Origin of the sequence: Streptomyces sp. NPDC014991 (assembly GCF_043080665.1) — a bacterium.
GTDB lineage: Bacteria > Actinomycetota > Actinomycetes > Streptomycetales > Streptomycetaceae > Streptomyces.
Map to the genome: position 1 here is coordinate 67,763 of NZ_JBIBVY010000003.1, position 15,644 is coordinate 83,406.

14 protein-coding genes are annotated in these 15,644 nt (G+C 70.2%); 10 read left to right on the top strand and 4 right to left on the bottom strand.

Going from position 1 to position 15,644, the window contains the following annotated elements; translation table 11 throughout:
• Window positions 1–10: 10 nt before the first annotated feature.
• The gene (locus ACF1BE_RS06800) at window positions 11–1,489 is read right to left on the bottom strand and encodes a class I adenylate-forming enzyme family protein (protein WP_392197904.1); all 1,479 of its coding nucleotides are present in this window, start codon (window positions 1,487–1,489) and stop codon (window positions 11–13) included.
• Window positions 1,486–2,802 (bottom strand): aspartate aminotransferase family protein, encoded by a 1,317-nt coding sequence (locus ACF1BE_RS06805; protein ID WP_392197905.1) that lies wholly within the window; start codon window positions 2,800–2,802, stop codon window positions 1,486–1,488. Before ACF1BE_RS06805 ends, ACF1BE_RS06800 begins: the two co-directional genes overlap by 4 nt.
• Before the next feature lie 175 nt (window positions 2,803–2,977).
• Here ACF1BE_RS06805 and ACF1BE_RS06810 point away from each other — a divergent pair, with 175 nt between their 5' ends.
• Complete coding sequence (locus tag ACF1BE_RS06810; protein ID WP_392197906.1) at window positions 2,978–3,730, top strand: SDR family NAD(P)-dependent oxidoreductase; 753 nt, start codon at window positions 2,978–2,980, stop codon at window positions 3,728–3,730.
• Window positions 3,731–3,767: 37 nt separating this feature from the next.
• Entirely contained in the window at window positions 3,768–4,418 is a 651-nt protein-coding gene (locus ACF1BE_RS06815) for a histidine phosphatase family protein (RefSeq protein WP_392197907.1), read from the top strand.
• A gap of 161 nt (window positions 4,419–4,579) precedes the next feature.
• Here the strand turns inward: ACF1BE_RS06815 and rsgA are convergent, their stop codons facing one another.
• Complete coding sequence (gene rsgA / locus ACF1BE_RS06820) at window positions 4,580–5,704, bottom strand: ribosome small subunit-dependent GTPase A (RefSeq protein ID WP_392197908.1); 1,125 nt, start codon at window positions 5,702–5,704, stop codon at window positions 4,580–4,582.
• A 265-nt stretch (window positions 5,705–5,969) separates the two neighbouring features.
• Here rsgA and ACF1BE_RS06825 point away from each other — a divergent pair, with 265 nt between their 5' ends.
• From ACF1BE_RS06825 to ACF1BE_RS06840, 4 genes are all read left to right on the top strand, one after another.
• Window positions 5,970–6,308 carry a hypothetical protein gene (locus ACF1BE_RS06825; RefSeq protein WP_392197909.1) on the top strand — a complete coding sequence of 113 codons (339 nt, stop codon included), beginning with the start codon at window positions 5,970–5,972 and terminating at the stop codon, window positions 6,306–6,308.
• Window positions 6,309–6,319: 11 nt separating this feature from the next.
• Window positions 6,320–7,903, top strand: coding sequence for a peptidoglycan-binding protein (locus tag ACF1BE_RS06830; RefSeq protein ID WP_392197910.1), 1,584 nt, complete (start codon window positions 6,320–6,322; stop codon window positions 7,901–7,903).
• A gap of 121 nt (window positions 7,904–8,024) precedes the next feature.
• A complete protein-coding gene (locus ACF1BE_RS06835) occupies window positions 8,025–8,405 on the top strand; it encodes a protease inhibitor I42 family protein (RefSeq protein ID WP_392197911.1) in 381 nt (126 codons plus the stop codon).
• 46 nt (window positions 8,406–8,451) lie between these two features.
• The gene (locus ACF1BE_RS06840) at window positions 8,452–8,865 is read left to right on the top strand and encodes a hypothetical protein (protein ID WP_392197912.1); all 414 of its coding nucleotides are present in this window, start codon (window positions 8,452–8,454) and stop codon (window positions 8,863–8,865) included.
• A gap of 74 nt (window positions 8,866–8,939) precedes the next feature.
• Here ACF1BE_RS06840 and ACF1BE_RS06845 read toward each other — a convergent pair whose 3' ends face one another.
• Window positions 8,940–11,525, bottom strand: a complete 2,586-nt coding sequence (locus ACF1BE_RS06845; protein WP_392197913.1) for a DUF262 domain-containing protein — start codon at window positions 11,523–11,525, stop codon at window positions 8,940–8,942.
• A 305-nt stretch (window positions 11,526–11,830) separates the two neighbouring features.
• Here ACF1BE_RS06845 and ACF1BE_RS06850 point away from each other — a divergent pair, with 305 nt between their 5' ends.
• The 4 genes from ACF1BE_RS06850 (at window position 11,831) to ACF1BE_RS06865 (ending at window position 15,631) form a co-directional block, all read left to right on the top strand.
• Window positions 11,831–12,736: a LysR family transcriptional regulator gene (locus ACF1BE_RS06850; protein ID WP_392198218.1), complete on the top strand. Its 906-nt coding sequence runs from the start codon at window positions 11,831–11,833 to the stop codon at window positions 12,734–12,736.
• Window positions 12,737–12,891: 155 nt separating this feature from the next.
• Window positions 12,892–14,073, top strand: coding sequence for a CaiB/BaiF CoA transferase family protein (locus ACF1BE_RS06855; protein WP_392197914.1), 1,182 nt, complete (start codon window positions 12,892–12,894; stop codon window positions 14,071–14,073).
• A 14-nt stretch (window positions 14,074–14,087) separates the two neighbouring features.
• Window positions 14,088–14,858, top strand: a complete 771-nt coding sequence (locus ACF1BE_RS06860) for a crotonase/enoyl-CoA hydratase family protein (RefSeq protein WP_392197915.1) — start codon at window positions 14,088–14,090, stop codon at window positions 14,856–14,858.
• A gap of 17 nt (window positions 14,859–14,875) precedes the next feature.
• Window positions 14,876–15,631 carry an acetoacetate decarboxylase gene (locus ACF1BE_RS06865; RefSeq protein WP_392197916.1) on the top strand — a complete coding sequence of 252 codons (756 nt, stop codon included), beginning with the start codon at window positions 14,876–14,878 and terminating at the stop codon, window positions 15,629–15,631.
• Window positions 15,632–15,644: the final 13 nt, after the last annotated feature.

A 15,644-nucleotide genomic window follows, 5' to 3' on the forward strand; every position in this document is an offset into this window, starting at 1 on the left:
TCACGGTTCCTTACTGACCGGTACGGGGCCTGAGGACCTTCCCAGTCTCGGTGGTCGGCAGTTCCGCCACGGAGGCGAAGGCATGGGGGACACAGGAGGGCGACAGCCGCTCCCGGCAGAAGCGCTCCAGCTTGTCGAGGTCCACGGTGTCGGGTGTCACCGTCGCGCTGATCCGCTGTCCGAGGACCGCGTCGTCCACCCCGGACACCAGACACGAGGCGACATCCGGGAAGGCGAGCAGAACGGCTTCGACCTCCTCGGGGCTGACCTTGGCGCCCGCGACGTTGATGCTGGTGGACAGGCGCCCGGCGAGGACGAGTTCCCGCCCTTCCCACCGGGCCAGGTCGCCCGTGGTGAATCCGTCCCGCAACGGCGTCGCGTCGACGGTCTCCCCGACGGCGTAACCGAGCATCATCGACGGCGAGGTGACGGTCACCAGCCCCGTCACGGCTTCCCCCGGCACCGCCGGGGAGCCGCCGGCACCGTCCCCGGCGACCCCCGGGACGGGGGACAGGCGGACCTCCACACCCGGCAGGGGCGAGCCGGGCCCGGAGGTGCCCGGCTGCCACGGGGCGGGGCTGCTCACGCAGATCGGCCCGGTCTCCGTGGTCCCGTAGACCTGGCCGACGTGCCCGCCCAGCCGGGTCGCGACCAGTTCGGCGGTGTGCGCGTCCAGCGCCATGCCGGCGGAGAGGAATCCGACCGTACGGCCGTCGTGCGGCAGGTCGCGGGCGGCCTTGGCGAGCAGGCGCAGCATGGGGGGCACCCCGACGAAGAGCGTCACGTTGCAGGAGGCGAGCTCGCGCAGCAGCAGGCGCGGCTTGTCGGGCGTCAGATAGCGGACAGGCGCACCCGCCAGGGTCGCGGCGAGGGCGCACAGCCCGAAGCCGTACGCGTGCTGGAGGGGTATGGGGCACAGCAGCCGGCTCTCCGGCCCCAGCCCCAGGACCGTACGGTAGCTCTCCGCCTCGGCCAGCAGGGCGGCGGCGGAGCGCAGCGCGACCTGGGGGTACCCGGTGGTTCCCGACGTGATCTGTGCCGTCGCTGCCTCGTCGAAGGCGTGGTGCCGCGCCGCTTCCCGGCCGGGTTCCCGGACGCCGCTCAGCGTCCGCGCGCCCCGGTCCCCGGCCGGGACCGGCAGGGTCAGCGGCGACTCGTACGGGGCCGAGAGGAAGTCGAGTGCGCAGCGTTCGCGGATCCGCCGGAGCTCCCACGGTGTCGTCCGGCGCGAGAGCGGAACGGCGACCGCCCCGGCGGAAATGATCGCGAACACGTCGCTGACGAACTCGGCCGCGGGCCAGGCGACGGTGCCCACGAGGGTGCCCGGTCCGACACCCGCCTCCTGCAGGGCACGGGTCCTGGCGTCCACGCTTCCGACCAGCTGCCCGGCGCTGGTGGTCCCGTAGGCGTCGCTGATCAGCGGCGTATCGCCCGGACGGGCGCCCTGTTCACGCAGCAGGGACAGCAGCTCGGCGCGCGCGGCGGTCATCCGAGGTCGGTCAGTGCGCGTCGCAGTGCCCCCGCCGCCTTGTCGAGGACGTCCCCGGTGTGCGCGGTGCTCAGGAACCAGGGTTCCAGCGCGTTGGGGTGGAAGTAGACGCCCTCCCTCTGGGCCAGTACCTGGAACCGGCGGTGCCGGGGGAAGTCGATGGCCTCGGCGAGGTCGCGCAGCGTGTCGCGCTTCTCCAGCGGCTTCTTCAGCAGGGCCACGCACATCAGGGTGCCGACCCGGTTGATGTGCACGAGCTGCTTCTCCGCGGCGAAGACCTCGCGCAGGGCGTCCTCCGCACCGGCGCCGATGCCCTCCAACTCGTCGTAGAGGCCGGGCAGCGCGCGGATCTTGGTCAGTGTGCTGACGACCGCGCGTAACGCCGCGTGGTTCCCGGCGTAGACGCCACCGTGGTACGCCTCGTTCGTGGCGAACATCCGCATCGCGGTCTTCCGTCCGCCGAAGGCGGCGACGGGGAACCCCCCGCCCATCACCTTGGACAGGACCGTGAGGTCGGGCTCGACGCCGTAGAGCTCCTGAGCGCCTCCTCGGGCGACCCGGAAGCCGGTGATCACCTCGTCGAAGATCAACGTCGCGCCGCTGCGAGAGGTGAGGTCGCGCAGCAGCTCGAGGAAGCCGGGTACCGGGGGGATCACACCGGCATTGGTCTGGACCGGCTCCAGGATGATCGCCGCGATTCGGCCGCCGTCGCGCGCGAAGAGCTCCTCGACGGCCTCGGCGTCGTTCCACGGAACCTGCACGGTGTGGGCGAGCGCCTGGGGGATCATTCCCGGCGCCCCCGGGATGACATCCGTCGGCCGGGTGCCCTCGGTCCGGAGCGTGGTCTTGCCCGCTCGCAGGATGGTCTCGCTCCAGCCGTGGTAGTGCCCTTCGAAGGTGACCACCAGTGAGCGGCCCGTGGTGGCACGGGCGAGCCGCAGCGCGGAGGCGACCGCCTCCGTGCCGGAATTGGCGAACCTGACCTGCTCCACGCCCGGCACCAGTTCGGCTACGAGGGATCCGGCCTCGGCGTCCAGCTCGTGCGGCAGGCCGGTCATATGGCCCTTGGTGAACTGGTCGGCCACGGCGTCGCCCACATCGCGGTCGGCATAACCGAAGAGGTGGGGACCGTAGCCCATGTTGAAGTCCACGAGCTCGTTGTCCTCGACATCCCGGAGCAAGCAGCCGTCGGCACGCCGCACGACGAGTGGCAGGGGGACGGCCGCCGCCCGCATGCTGCTGCTGACACCGCCGGCGATGACCTCCTTGATGCCCTCCAGGCAATCAGCATTCGTCCGACGTTCTGCGTCCATGGTACCCACTGAATACCTCCGGCTTCGTCGGCCTGATCCGGCACCACAGAATGCCTCAGGGCTTTCACGGCCAACAACGGTGATAGCCGGAATGGCCGGATCAAGGGGGTGATCGGCCTGTCTTGGATGGCAGGATCGAACGGGTGATCAATCCGTGCTCGGGAAGGGGAATATGATGTCGTCTCGGGGCGTCGCCGTGGTCACGGGGGCGGGTTCGGGCCTCGGCGCCGCCATCGCGGTACGGCTGGCCGCCACCCACGATCTGGTGCTGACGCATCTGACGCGGGACTCCGGGCTCGCCGACACCGCCGACCGGGTGTCAGAGGTCGGTGCGAACGTTTTCGCCACGGTGGTCGGAGACCTCACGCACGAGGGAACCATGGCTCGCCTGAGGGAATCCATGGCCGCGTGCGGTAAAAGGCTCGACGTCCTCGTGTGCAATGCCGGGGCGTACACATATGCGCCATGGCAGGACCTCACGTGGGACGACGTGCGCTCGGCCCTGGACGTCAATCTCCTCGCGCATATCGCCTGCGCACGGGCCGCCACACCCCATCTGGTGGCGCGCGGGACGGGCCGGATCGTGGCCGTTTCCACGGTGCTCACGCGGGTAGGGCGCGTGGAACTCGCCCCGTACATCGCGGCGAAAGGCGGCCTGGAGGCATTCGTCCGTGCCCTGTCTCGCGAACTCGGCCCGCACGGCATTACAGTGAATTCCGTCAGACCGGGTTCGATCGAGCTGAGTACCGAGCAGAGGTCTCACCCGGATTATCCGTCCTGGCGGGAACGGGAATTCGCCCGGCAATGCATCAAGCGGCATGGGCGTCCCGAAGACGTGGCCGCGGCGGTGGCGTTCCTGGCTTCTCCCGAAGCGGGTTTCGTCACAGGTCAGAGTCTGACCGTCGACGGCGGCTGGGACTTCAACTGACCTGCACGCGCAGGCCGATCCGAGGACCGTCACGCGAATGACGTACGAACATGAACAGAACTCCGTCACCCGTGTGTGGCTGGTGCGGCATGCGCAATCGCATGCCAGCGTGAAAAGACTGATCGCGGGTTCTCGTACGTGTCCCGGACTCACGGAACTGGGCCGGGAACAGGCCGCGCGGCTCACGGCACGACTGGAAGCCGAACCACTGCGGCCGCAAGCACTGTTGACCAGCCCGGTCCCCAGGGCCCGCGAGACGGCTGAGGTCCTGGCGAACGGCCTGGGACTCCAGGCGCCGGTCGTCGAGACGCGGCTGCGCGAGCTCGACTTCGGGACGGCCGACGGCCTGACCATTGACGAGTACCAGCGCGTCCACGGGGCGTTCGACATGACGGTCCATCCCGACCGGCCCTTCGCGCCCGGCGGGGAGACGTGGAACCAGTTCCAGAGCCGGGCCGGCCGTGTCGTCGGCGACCTGACCTCCCGTCATCGTGGCGGCACCGTCCTCGTGGTGTGCCATGCCGGGCTCATCGTCGCGGCGATGTCAGCGCTGTTGGACGTCGTCCCACCGGTGTTGTTCACGGACGCGACACCGGCGGCGACCTCGATCAACGAATTCGTCCACGACGGCTCCCGGTGGCACCTGCTCCGGTTCGACGACGCGAAGCATGTCGACGGGACCGAGTGAGGAGGCCGAGCCGGACGGAGACCAAACGAGCATGGACACAGACCACTTGACGTGCGTTGGCTCCCTCGGCCGACCTGTGACGACCAGGCTCCCCGCACGGCCGCGGCGGGCCACCGTCCGGAGGACGACGCGCCCCGACGCCCTGACCCAAGGCGTCGGCTTCAGTGCTGCGGGCCGCGCTTGCGTTCCATCATGTGGCGGCCCAGCGCCTTCTTCCGCTTCCAGTTCCGCAGGATCTCCTCGTTCAGCCGCGCATCGCTCCGGGCGGCGATCCGCTCGTTCTCGCGGAGCAACTTGTGATAGTTCTCGAGCCGTCGCAGGGGCAGGGTCCCCTCCTCGGCCGCCGCGAGCACCGCGCACCCGGGCTCCGTCCGGTGCGAGCAGTCGTGGAAACGGCAGTCCCGGGCAAGGGCCTCGACATCGCTGAAGGCCCGGGCCACGCCGCTGTCGGCCTCCCACAGTCCCACTCCGCGCAGCCCCGGTGTGTCGATCAGGACACCGCCACCCGGCAACGGCAGGAGATCGCGGGTCGTCGTCGTGTGCCGCCCTTTGCCGTCGCTGTCGCGCGTGACGTCGACCCGTTGCACGTCCGCTCCCGTGAGCGCGTTGGCGAGAGTGGACTTGCCGGCACCGGACATACCGAGGAGAGCGGCCGTCCCGCCGCCCTCTCCGTCTCCTCCACCTCCGCCGCCGATGAGGCTCGCGAGGGTGTCCATGCCCTGCCCCGTGGCCGCGCTGACGGACAGCACACGCGCTCCGGGGGCCACCCTCCGGGTGTCCTCGGCGAGATAGGAGAGAGTCACCGGGTCGGGGACGAGGTCCGCCTTGGTGAGGATCACCACCGGCTGCCCGCCGCTCTCCCACGCCAGGGAGAGGAAACGCTCGACGCGCCCGAGATCCAACTCGTCGGCGAGTGAGACGGCGACGAGTACCTGGTCGATGTTGGCGGCCAGGACCTGGCCGTCGGACCGTCGCGAGGAGACGGCCCGTACGAACGTGGTGCGCCGTGGCAGCAGCGCCCGGACGACCCTCTGGTCCAGGTCGAGGGCCACCCAGTCGCCGGTGCAGGGATTCCGCACGGGATCGGGCGAGGCCACGGGCCCCGTGCCCGCCCGTACGGACGTCACCTGTCCGTCCTGGGCGACGACGGCCTCGCAGCTGCCGCGGTCGACCCGCACGACCCGGCCGGGCCGGAGGCCGTCGGCCTCGTAGGGGGCGAAGCCGGCCGCGAACGCGTCGTTCCAGCCGTAGCGGTGGAGGGGATGTGAGGCGGTGGGTGGGGTCACGCTCGCCCCCTCACGGGGTGCCGGGGCAACGGAACCGGCCACGCATGTTGGCGTACCGGCGGCTCAGGCCGGCAGTCTAGCCCCGAACAGCGCGCGGAGGGTGCGGGCCGGACTACCCGTCAGGCGTGGCCGCACGGCCCGAGTATGCGTGGCGGACGACGTGTGATCTTCGTATATGCAGTGCGTGCTAGCCTGCCCGCGGTCACGATCGGATGTGTACGGGGGAGGCACGGTGGGCTCGGACGGCTACCAGGTAAAGGCAGGCATGACCGGGCAGGCCCAGCAACTCGACGACGCCGGCACGGACATGGACGGCGTCAGCTCGGCCGTCAAGTCCCGCACGAGTTACTCCTACGACGATGCCGGCGGCGACGACGCCGCGTCGGCGCTGAACGCGTTCGTCAAGGCCTGGGAGGCGGAGGCCAGGACACTGGCGTCGGCGTTGCACGAGCTCGGTGGCAAGGTGCAGTTGGCCAAGAAGACCTACCACGGCACCGACGGTCTGGTGAAGACGCACGCGGACAGCGTCCACGTCGGCGGCACGAGCAGCCTCACCGACACATCGACGCAGGGCGGGCGCACCTCGGCCCTGTCCGGTTACTGAGGAACGGGCCGGTGTCGTTCTTCTCCTCTCCCCTCGACTCCCCTTCCTTCCGCCTCGCGTGGCTCGCCGGACTGTCCAAGAAAATGCTCGGTGCCGGGAGCAAGAACGAGCTCCTCGACCTGATCGACGACGCCCTCTCGGTGCCCGAGCCGGGCGGCGACCAGGCCGTGCTGGAGGGCCTGGCAGGGCTCTACCGCGGCCAGGTCGACCATGTCGGCAGCGTCTTCGACCAGGTCGACCGGGTGGGCCGCAAGGGTCTTCCGGAGGTGTGGGTCGGCGACACGAGCGTCCTCGCCTCCGACGTGGTGAACGCCGCCGGGCGGTCCGTGACCCAGATGAGCGAGGCGTTCCGGAGTGGTGCGACGGTGCTGCTGACGCTGGCCGACGCGATCGGCGCCGCGCAGCGCAAGGACGAGCAGGGCCGCGGGCAGCTGCTGGAGCAGAAGAAGACGCTCGGCGGCAAGGACGGTTTCTTCGACGACCTGCACGAGAACGACGAGGAGGAGTGGGACCGCAAGAACGCCGCCCACTTCGGCTCCTACGCGGTCGACCTGATGCACGCCGCCGTGGCCGACGCGCAGGAGGCCACCCGCGTCGCGGCCCGGGACCTGAACAAGTGGGCCGCCGAGGCACGGGCCGGGAAGATGGAGACCAGCGAACTCACCGCCGTCGACAAGCTGATGCTCGCCGACACCGGCGTCGCGGGCGCCGACACCGAGCTGAACGAGATCCTCACGGCCGGTGACCTGGCGCGCGCGTCGACGCGTATGGACCAGCTGAGTCTCGACGACGAGACGGCCATGGAACGGATGCTGGCGAAGTCGGACAGCCCGCAGGAGCGGGCCTACCTCATGAAGGCCCTGGCCGCCGGCCACAGCGTCGCCGAGATCGGCACGTTCCAGGGCAAGATCCACGGCAAGGACCCCGACTGGATGCGCCGGCACCTCACTCCGGTGGTCACCGCCGCGGACAGCATGAACGACGAGGGCCTGGCGCCGAACGGCTCGAACAACAACACGGACTACGTCAGCTTCGACGGCCAGCGGTGGATCCAGGGCGGCGACGGCCGCGAGGGCACCTGCGTGGCCTCGTCCACCGTCACGTCCCGCGCCATGGTCGACCCCCTCTACGCGCTCGACCTCACCGGCGGCCCCGACGGGCAGCAGGACGACCCCAACGCCTTCAAGGAGCGCCTGGTGGCCGAACAGCACCGGCTGCACACCGAAGGCGACGGCGGTAAGAACTGGGGCGGCATGGGGCCCGAGGGGCAGGAACGGATCAACGACGCCGTCGTAGGCAGTGCCACCGGCAGTGACTACCAGCGCCAGGACCTGAACAGCGACGCCGACCGCAGGGCGGTCCTCACCGAGGTCGAGAACTCGGTGGCGCAGGGGCGGCCGGTGCCGGTCGACGTCTCGGGCAAGGAGGGCGCCCACGCCATGACCATCATCGCCCAGGAGGGTGACATGCTTCAGGTGTACAACCCCTGGGGCTCGACCACCTGGGTCAGCGAGGACGACTTCATCAACGGCCACATGGGCAAGGCTTCCACCAGTGATCTCCCCAACGCGTACAGCGTCTATCTTCCGCGGTAGCAGGGGCGGTGCCGCGATCGCGGCGGCCGCGCTCCTCGCTCTCGCCACGGGGTGCGGCTCGGGCACCGGCGAACCGGCCGGTGGCTCCACGAGCACCACGAGCCGCACGACGAGCCACTCCGTGAAGGACACCAGCATCACCGCCGAGCCGGGCGAGCGCTTCACGCTCACCGTCGACCAGAACGCCTCCACCCGCGAGTACTGGTACCTGGTCGACCCCCGGCCCGACAGCTCGGTGCTGGTCAGCCGCGGCCGGCACTACGCCTCGCACTCCGGCGACGAGCCGGTGGACGGTGCCGGCGGCCGGCTCACCTTCACCTTCGAGGCCAAGGGCGAGGGGACCACCCGGTTCACGCTGCTGCACTGCACGTTCACCACCTGCCAGGGCAACACCTCCACCCTGCCCCCCGAGACGACCGGACCGTCCGCCACCCCGACCACCGGGGCGGCCACTCCCTCCCAGGCCCCCGAGCGCATCACCTACACCGTCACCGTCGGCTGAGCCGCAGCGGACCAGTCAGATGAGACGAGACACCCGAGGCCCCGCCATGAACGACGACGCCCCGTACCCGCCGGACCGCACGGACGACGAGCTGGCCCGGCTCGACATCACCGTCCTGCTGCGTTACGGCCTCGCCGCCGAGCCCGGCCCCCGGCGCACCGCCCTGTTCGGCGACGGCGCCGCGGCCGCGGCCGTCATCCTCGACCGCCTCGGCACCGAGCCGCGCTCGGTCGCCTTCCTCGCCGACATCGTGCGCGCCGGCGGACTGGCCCGCGCCGCGGAGCTGCCCGAGCCCCTGCCCCGCCGGGAGGCGGCCGTCCTCGTACGGGAGTGGCTGCGGGCCGGCACCGAACTCGCAGGGGGGATCGCCGCCGACGACACCGCGGCCACCTGGCTGCGCGCCGTCGCGACGATCATCGAACTGAAGCAGCTGACCCGGGCGCGGGGCGGGAGTACGTGATCTGAACAGCCGGTCCGAGTACGGCGGCGGGTGCGGGGCCACCGGGCGGCTGCCTGGGCAATGGGCAGCGGGGCTCAGGACGTTCCCCGGCCGTCCCAACGGTCCCGGAACCACGTCAGTGTCTCCGTGAGCAACTTGCGGTTGCGGTCCTTCTCCAGCAGGGCCAGCGGGATGTTGGGGCGCAGCTCCAGCTTGCCCTCCGGGATGTCGACGCCGTCCAGCGTGTTGAGACGGGCGAGGAACTCGGCGCGCAGTGTGCGTTCGATGAACGGCTCCCGAGCGGCGAGGTACTGGAACACCACCTCCGCCGTGCCTCCGCGTCCCGTGCCGGGGTAGAGCGTCAGCGGCCAGATGCCGCGGCCCGGGCCGCCTGCCTCGCCGAGCATGAGGTACGCGCTGGTGGTGACGTGCCCCGCGCCGTGGCCGATCCAGCCGCCGAGTCCCTCCCAGTGGGCGAGGACTGCGCGTACGGCTTCGACCGTTTCGGGGGAGTCGTCCGCGCTGAGCTGGCGGAAGAACCGTTCGGCGCGCGTCTCCTCGCCCGGTGCCGCCACGGTGTTGTTGTGAGCGGTGTTCTCGCCGTCCGTGTCGTCGTCGTCCGTACCCGCGAGCAGCGCGGCGAGGTCGTCGGCGGTGAGCCGCTGGGCGGGGTCGGCCGCTCCGGTGGCCGTGAAGCGGACGCCGTCGGCGGCCAGTCGGGCGCGGACGTCGTCGCTTTCCGCGTTCTGGGGAGTCGCCCAGCGGAAACCGTCGGAGACCTTGCCCTCGGAGGTGAGGACCCGGTACGCGTACGCCACGCCGGGGGTGTTGGCCAGGTGGTTGCCCACGGCCTGGGCGCCGGAGCCGAGGAACGCGGCGAGGTCGCCGTAGGAGGTCCAGGTGCCCTGGGGAAGTGCGGCGAGGACCTGGTGGGCGAGCTGCCAGTCGCGGCTGCGTTCCGCGCGGCCGACCCCCCGCAGTGGTGCCGGCCACAGAGCGATCGCGCGGTCGGCGAACTCATCGGCGCGGGCCAGGATCTCGCGCACGCCCCAGCGTTCGGTGGCGGCGATGCGGCGGTTCATCTCCAGGTGGCTGCCGTTCAGCAGATCCTGCTTGCGCTCGAAGGGGTGGTTGGACAGCTCCGAGTTGACCGCGGTGAGCGTCAGGTTGCCGAGGGTGTGCTGGAAGAGGGCGTGCAACTCCTCCGCGGTCTCGTCCTCGGCCGCCTCCTCACCCAGCTCGCGCAGCCACTCGTCACTGGGCGACTGCGGCATGACGTGTTCGATGGTGAGTTGCGCGACGGCGAAGTCGACCGGTTCGGGATGCTCGTAGCTCTCCTCCAGCCGTTGCAGCACCAACTTGCGCTGCTGCCACCGGCCGTACTGGTAGAACGGCGCCTTTCGGATCTTGTCGCGCAGTTCGGCGTCATCGGGCCAGAAGCGGTTCTCGGAGGAAAGGAGCTGGTGCAGCCCCTCGGCGACGGGCACGTCGCGCGGGAGTTGTCCGGGCACGGCCTGGAAGATTCGGTTGAGGTTGTTGGTCGGGACCCGGCAGATCATCCGGCGCACGAGGAAGCTCTCGATGTACGCCAGGGCGCGGACGGTCTCGGAGGAGTCCAGCTCGCCGCGCTCGCGCCGGTCGAGCAGCAGCATCAGGGCGGGGTAGGTGACGGCCGCCTGCCACGCGTCCAGGCGGCGGAGCGCGGCCCGGACCGGGGGACTGGGTTCCTCCTCGGGGTGCAGCAGTCGGCGGAAGAGGGCGCTTCGGCGGTGGAGTTCCCTGATGTACGCCTCGATCTCCCCCTCACCCGTCCTCGGGTTCTCGAAGCGCTTCTGCTGGGCGGCGTACAGGTCCTGACGGCGGACCCGGTCGTCCCCGTCGAGCACGAGCTGCAGCCACATGAGCTGTTCCAGCTCGTCATTGCTGAGACTGTCCTGCAGCGGCAGCCAGTAGGTCTCGTAGACGTGTTCGCCGCGCGTCCGAAGCCGCATGAAGAGGTAGTTGCGCAGCAGGTCGGCCTGGCTCAGCTTGAGGCCGGTGTTGTTGAGCGACTCGAAGATGCGGTGCACGTTGTCGCCGGGTTCGGCGGTCACCGCCACCAGGGTGAGCCGGGAGGTGATCGCCTGCTCGATGCGGAACACGTCCTGGGGGGCCGCCGGATCGTCCACCTCGACGAGCTTCTTGCGGAAGAAGGCGTAGGCGGTGGCGACACCGCTGCCGACGACCTGATCGGTGAGGGTGCCGCGGACGCGGGCGGCGAACTGGGGGCGGTCCGCCTGCGTCGGCAGCAGGCGGAGATGGTCGTTGCCGCTCTTCCGCTTGTTGATCAGGTATTCCTCGTTGATGCGCTCGGCCTCGTCCGGCTGGGTGTCCGCGACGTGGTCGCGGATGGCGGCCAGGGCGAGTGACAGGGTGGTCAGCCGCTGCTGGCCGTCGACGACGAGCCAGCGGGGGAACGTCGCCTCGTTCTGCGGTGAGGGCGCGAGCACGATTGAGCCGAGGAAGTGCGTGCTCGCTTTCTCCTCCTGCGACTCGAGCAGTCCGGCCTGCTCCAGGATGTCGCTCCACAGCTGCTTGAGGTGTTTCTCGGTCCAGGAGTACGTCCGCTGGTAGAGAGGCACCTGGAACTGCTGGGCCCGCCCCTGCACGAGATCGGCGAACAACGTTTCCTTGGCCTGCACAGGGCCCCCCTTGCTCCTCGGTCGTCCGCCGCCGATTACATCAGGCGCGACCGGCCTCCGTATCGGAAAAGCCCCATGATGTGTGGAACCACCGGAGATCCGGTCACACCACCGTCCGTGAGCGGAGTCGACACGTGTGCCCCGCGTCGACGTCGACGCGAGTGAGGCCGCGTGCTGTTTCAGGCCGACGATGCGGCCCGTGGACGGCCCGGAGCCCGGCAGTCGGTACCTGAGCGGCAGCGACCGCCGCCTCGGTGCTCCTGCGGTCGGTGACTCCTGCCGTGGGTAGGGTGACCGGCGTGGACATGCTGCACCTGCGCTACTTCGTCGCCGTGGCCGAGGAACTCAACTTCTCGCAGGCGGCGCGCAGACTGCACATGGCGGCTTCTCCGCTCAGCCAGCGGATCAAGGACCTCGAACGCGAACTCGGTCATGAGCTCTTCGAGCGCACCACCCATCATGTCGCTCTGACCCCGGCGGGCGCCGCGCTGCTCCCGATGGCGCGCGACGCGTTGGAGCGCGTCAACTCGATCCCGTGGCGGCTGAGCGAGGCTGTGCGCCCACGGCTGGAGAGGCTGTTCATCGGGATGCCCGCGGGAGTGCACCCGCTGCTGCGGGAGCGGGTCAGGCTGCTGGAGGAGGCGTGCTGCGAGGTGTGCGAGCTCAAGCGCTGGCCCGGCACGTCGGCGGACCTGGCGGACGCGGTTCGCGACGGCAGGCTGGCCATGGCGCTGGCCCGGCTGCCGGTCTCCGACCCTGCGTTGAAGATCATCGAGGTGATGCACGAGGTGCTGGGTGCCGCGGTGCCGGCCGACCGGTTCGGGGGGCGGTCGTCCGTCACTCTGGAGGAGCTGGCCGACCTGTCGTACGTGGCCACGCCGAACGACGCCACCCCGGCCTATTTCGAGGAGATCGACGCCCGTCTCAATTCGGTCGGCGTCAAAAAGAGAATCCGCATCAAAATGGCGGACTATTCCGGCAGCTCGGAACTGATCTCCTCCGGCCTCGCGTTCTCGATGACCATGCTCTCGCCGGAGAGCCCCATGCATCTGTACCGGTTGGACAACGTGGCTGTGCTGCCGGTGGAGGACTTCCGACCCACCCTGATCACGGGCCTGTTGATGCGCGCTGATCGGGCGGACGCCGACGGCGACCTGGGCGAGGTCGCTGTCCGGGCCCGCCGGATCTTCAACGAGGTCATCACCGTCTGACTGATTTCCGGATTCCCTTTCTGGGGAATTCCGTATTCGGTGTGACCGCTGTGGTCATACCCTTGTTCGGCACTTGATCATTCCCTTCCGGTCCGTTCACGCATAACGTCGTCGGTGGAAACATTCGACATGAAATTACTGCGTGAACAGGAGTGATGATGGACATCACGGCCGCCGGCACCACAGGTCCGCTGGACGGGGTGCGGGTGATCGATCTGTCAACGGTGGTGATGGGGCCCTACGCGGCGCAGATCCTGGGCGACCTCGGTGCCGACGTCATCAGGATCGAGTCCCCGTCCGACACGGTTCGGGTGGGTCCGTACCGCACCACGCCCGGAATGACCCCGCTCAACCTCAACGTCAACCGCAACAAGCGCAGCGTGACGTTGAACCTCAAGGAAGACGCCGACCGCGCACGGGCCCTGGAACTGATCGACAGCGCCGACGTGTTGGTCACCAACATGCGCCCGGGCGCGCTCGCCCGCCTCGGCCTCGGCCACACCGACGTCGCCGCCCGCAACCCCGGCCTGGTCTATGCCCACGCCCAGGGCTTCCGCAGCGACTCCGACCGGGCCGGCAACGCGGCCTACGACGAGACCGTGCAGGCCGCCTCCGGTCTGGTGGACGTGACGAACCGGGCGCTGGGCACCCCGGCGTACCTGCCGACGATCATCGGCGACAAGGTATGTGCGCTGACCATCGTGTACTCGGTGCTCGCCGCGCTGGTCCACCGTGACCGCACCGGCGCCGGCCAGTACGTCGAGATCCCGATGACCGACACGCTCATCGCGTTCAACCTCGTCGAGCACCTGGCGGGCCATGTCTTCGAACCGCCCGAGGGGCCGACCGGGTTCCCGCTGTCCATGAAGAGGGGGCACCGCGCGGTGCCCACCCAGGACGGCCTCGCCTGCGTCATCCCGTACAACCCGCAGAACTTCCGGGACTTCTTCCTCGCCGCCGACCGCGCCGATCTCGCCGCGGACCGGCGTGTCAACGGCGAGTCCATCGCCGATGACGACGTCGATGCCCTGATGGAGCTGGTGGCGGAGTGCTCGCCGAGCCTGACCACCGAGGAGTGGGAGCGGGTCTGCGCCGAGCACAGCATCCCGATGGCGCCCGTGCTCGAACTCGACCGGGCCGCCGAGGACCCGTACGTGAGCAGTGGCCGACTGCTCGACGTGGTGGAGCACCCCAGTGAGGGCGCCATCCGCTCGGTCGGCATCCCGGTGCGGTTCTCCGCCACTCCGGGTTCGGTCCGCCGGCTCGCCCCGCTGCCCGGCCAGCACACCGAAGAGGTCCTCCAGGAACTCGCCGCCGGCCGCCGACCGGCCGTCTAGCAAGGACGCACACCATGCACAGCACCACCGAGGTGCGGACCGAGACCATCGGTTCCGCACTGCTCATCACCATCGACCGGCCGAAGGCGCGCAACGCGGTCAACGCGGCCGTCGCCGCCGGACTGTCCACCGCCCTCGACCAGCTGGAGGGGGACCCCGGCCTGCGGGTCGGCGTGCTCACCGGCGCCGGCGGCACATTCAGCGCCGGAATGGACCTCAAGACCGCGCTGGCCGGTGAGTCGCCCGAGATCCCGGGGCGCGGCTTCGGCGGCCTGACCCAGGCCCGCACGACCAAGCCGCTGATCGCCGCGGTCGAGGGCTGGGCCATGGGAGGCGGCTTCGAACTGGCCCTGGGCTGCGATCTGATCGTCGCCGCGGTCGATGCCAGGTTCGGGCTCCCCGAGGTCAGCCGCGGGCTGATCGCGGCGGGCGGCGGAGTGATCCGGCTGCCCAAACGCATCCCCTACCACCTGGCCATGGAACTGCTGCTGACCGGCGAGCCGGTCACCGGCGAGCGGGCCGGGCGGCTCGGCATCGCCAACCGGGTGGTGCCGGCCGGGGAAACCGTCGCTGCCGCCCTTGAGTCGGCCGAGCGGATCGCGCGGAACGCCCCGCTGGCACTGGCCGCCGTCAAGGAACTCGTCCGCGCCGCCGACGGCGCGCCCGAGGAGGAGGCGTTCGCCGTACAGGCGCGGCAGATGGCCCGGCTTGCCGCCTCCGCCGACGTACGCGAGGGCATGACCGCCTTCACCGAGCGCCGTTCCCCGGTCTGGCAGGGCCTGTAGGCCCCGAGGGAGACACGATGCATCAGTTCGACGTACCCCGGCACATCGCGGCGCCGCTCACCAACCCGGCCTATCCGCCGGTCGTGCCGCGGTTCACCGACCGCGAGTACCTCAACATCGTCTACCGCACCGACCACGAGGCGCTGCGCGCCGTCGTGCCCGAACCGCTGGAGATCGACGAGCCACTGGTGCGCTTCGAGGTCATGCACATGGGTGACGTCAGCGGCTACGGGCCGTACACCGAGTCCGGCCAGGCGATCCCGGTCCGCCACGAGGGCGAGCGGGGCGAGTACCTGCACGCCATGTACCTGGACAACCTTCCGGCCATCACGTCCGGCCGCGAGGCCAGTGCCTATCCCAAGACCGCCGGATCGCCCGCCCTCTACGTCGACCACGGAGCGCTGGTCGGTGTCCTCGACGTGGGCACGCTGCGGGTGGCGACCGCCACGATGGGCTACAAGCACCACGAGCTGTCGGTCGAGGAGGCCGTGGACCAGGTCGGTGTGCCGACCTACATGCTGAAGCTGGTCCCCGGGTTCGACGGAGCGCCGCAGGTGGCGCAGTTGGTGCGCACCGAGATCACCGACATCACGGTGAAGGGCGCCTGGACCGGCCCCGCCCGGCTGCAGCTCTTCGAGCATGTGCTGGCACCGCTGGCCGATCTGCCCGTGCGCGAGATCGTCTCCGCCACCCACATCCTGACCGACCTGACCCTGGCGCCGGTCAAGCCCGTCCACGACTACCTGGCCCACCCCGCCCACCCCGTGCGGTGAGCACGGCCACGCG

What these genes read in the sequence shown, in the direction of transcription:
- ACF1BE_RS06865 (WP_392197916.1), top strand. Translation starts at nt 14,876, where the DNA reads ATGCATCAGTTCGACGTACCCCGGCACATCGCGGCGCCGCTCACCAAC.
- ACF1BE_RS06800 (WP_392197904.1), bottom strand. Translation starts at nt 1,489, where the DNA reads ATGACCGCCGCGCGCGCCGAGCTGCTGTCCCTGCTGCGTGAACAGGGC.
- ACF1BE_RS06810 (WP_392197906.1), top strand. Translation starts at nt 2,978, where the DNA reads ATGTCGTCTCGGGGCGTCGCCGTGGTCACGGGGGCGGGTTCGGGCCTC.
- ACF1BE_RS06815 (WP_392197907.1), top strand. Translation starts at nt 3,768, where the DNA reads ATGACGTACGAACATGAACAGAACTCCGTCACCCGTGTGTGGCTGGTG.
- ACF1BE_RS06840 (WP_392197912.1), top strand. Translation starts at nt 8,452, where the DNA reads ATGAACGACGACGCCCCGTACCCGCCGGACCGCACGGACGACGAGCTG.
- ACF1BE_RS06825 (WP_392197909.1), top strand. Translation starts at nt 5,970, where the DNA reads ATGACCGGGCAGGCCCAGCAACTCGACGACGCCGGCACGGACATGGAC.
- ACF1BE_RS06860 (WP_392197915.1), top strand. Translation starts at nt 14,088, where the DNA reads ATGCACAGCACCACCGAGGTGCGGACCGAGACCATCGGTTCCGCACTG.
- ACF1BE_RS06850 (WP_392198218.1), top strand. Translation starts at nt 11,831, where the DNA reads ATGCTGCACCTGCGCTACTTCGTCGCCGTGGCCGAGGAACTCAACTTC.
- ACF1BE_RS06855 (WP_392197914.1), top strand. Translation starts at nt 12,892, where the DNA reads ATGATGGACATCACGGCCGCCGGCACCACAGGTCCGCTGGACGGGGTG.
- ACF1BE_RS06805 (WP_392197905.1), bottom strand. Translation starts at nt 2,802, where the DNA reads ATGGACGCAGAACGTCGGACGAATGCTGATTGCCTGGAGGGCATCAAG.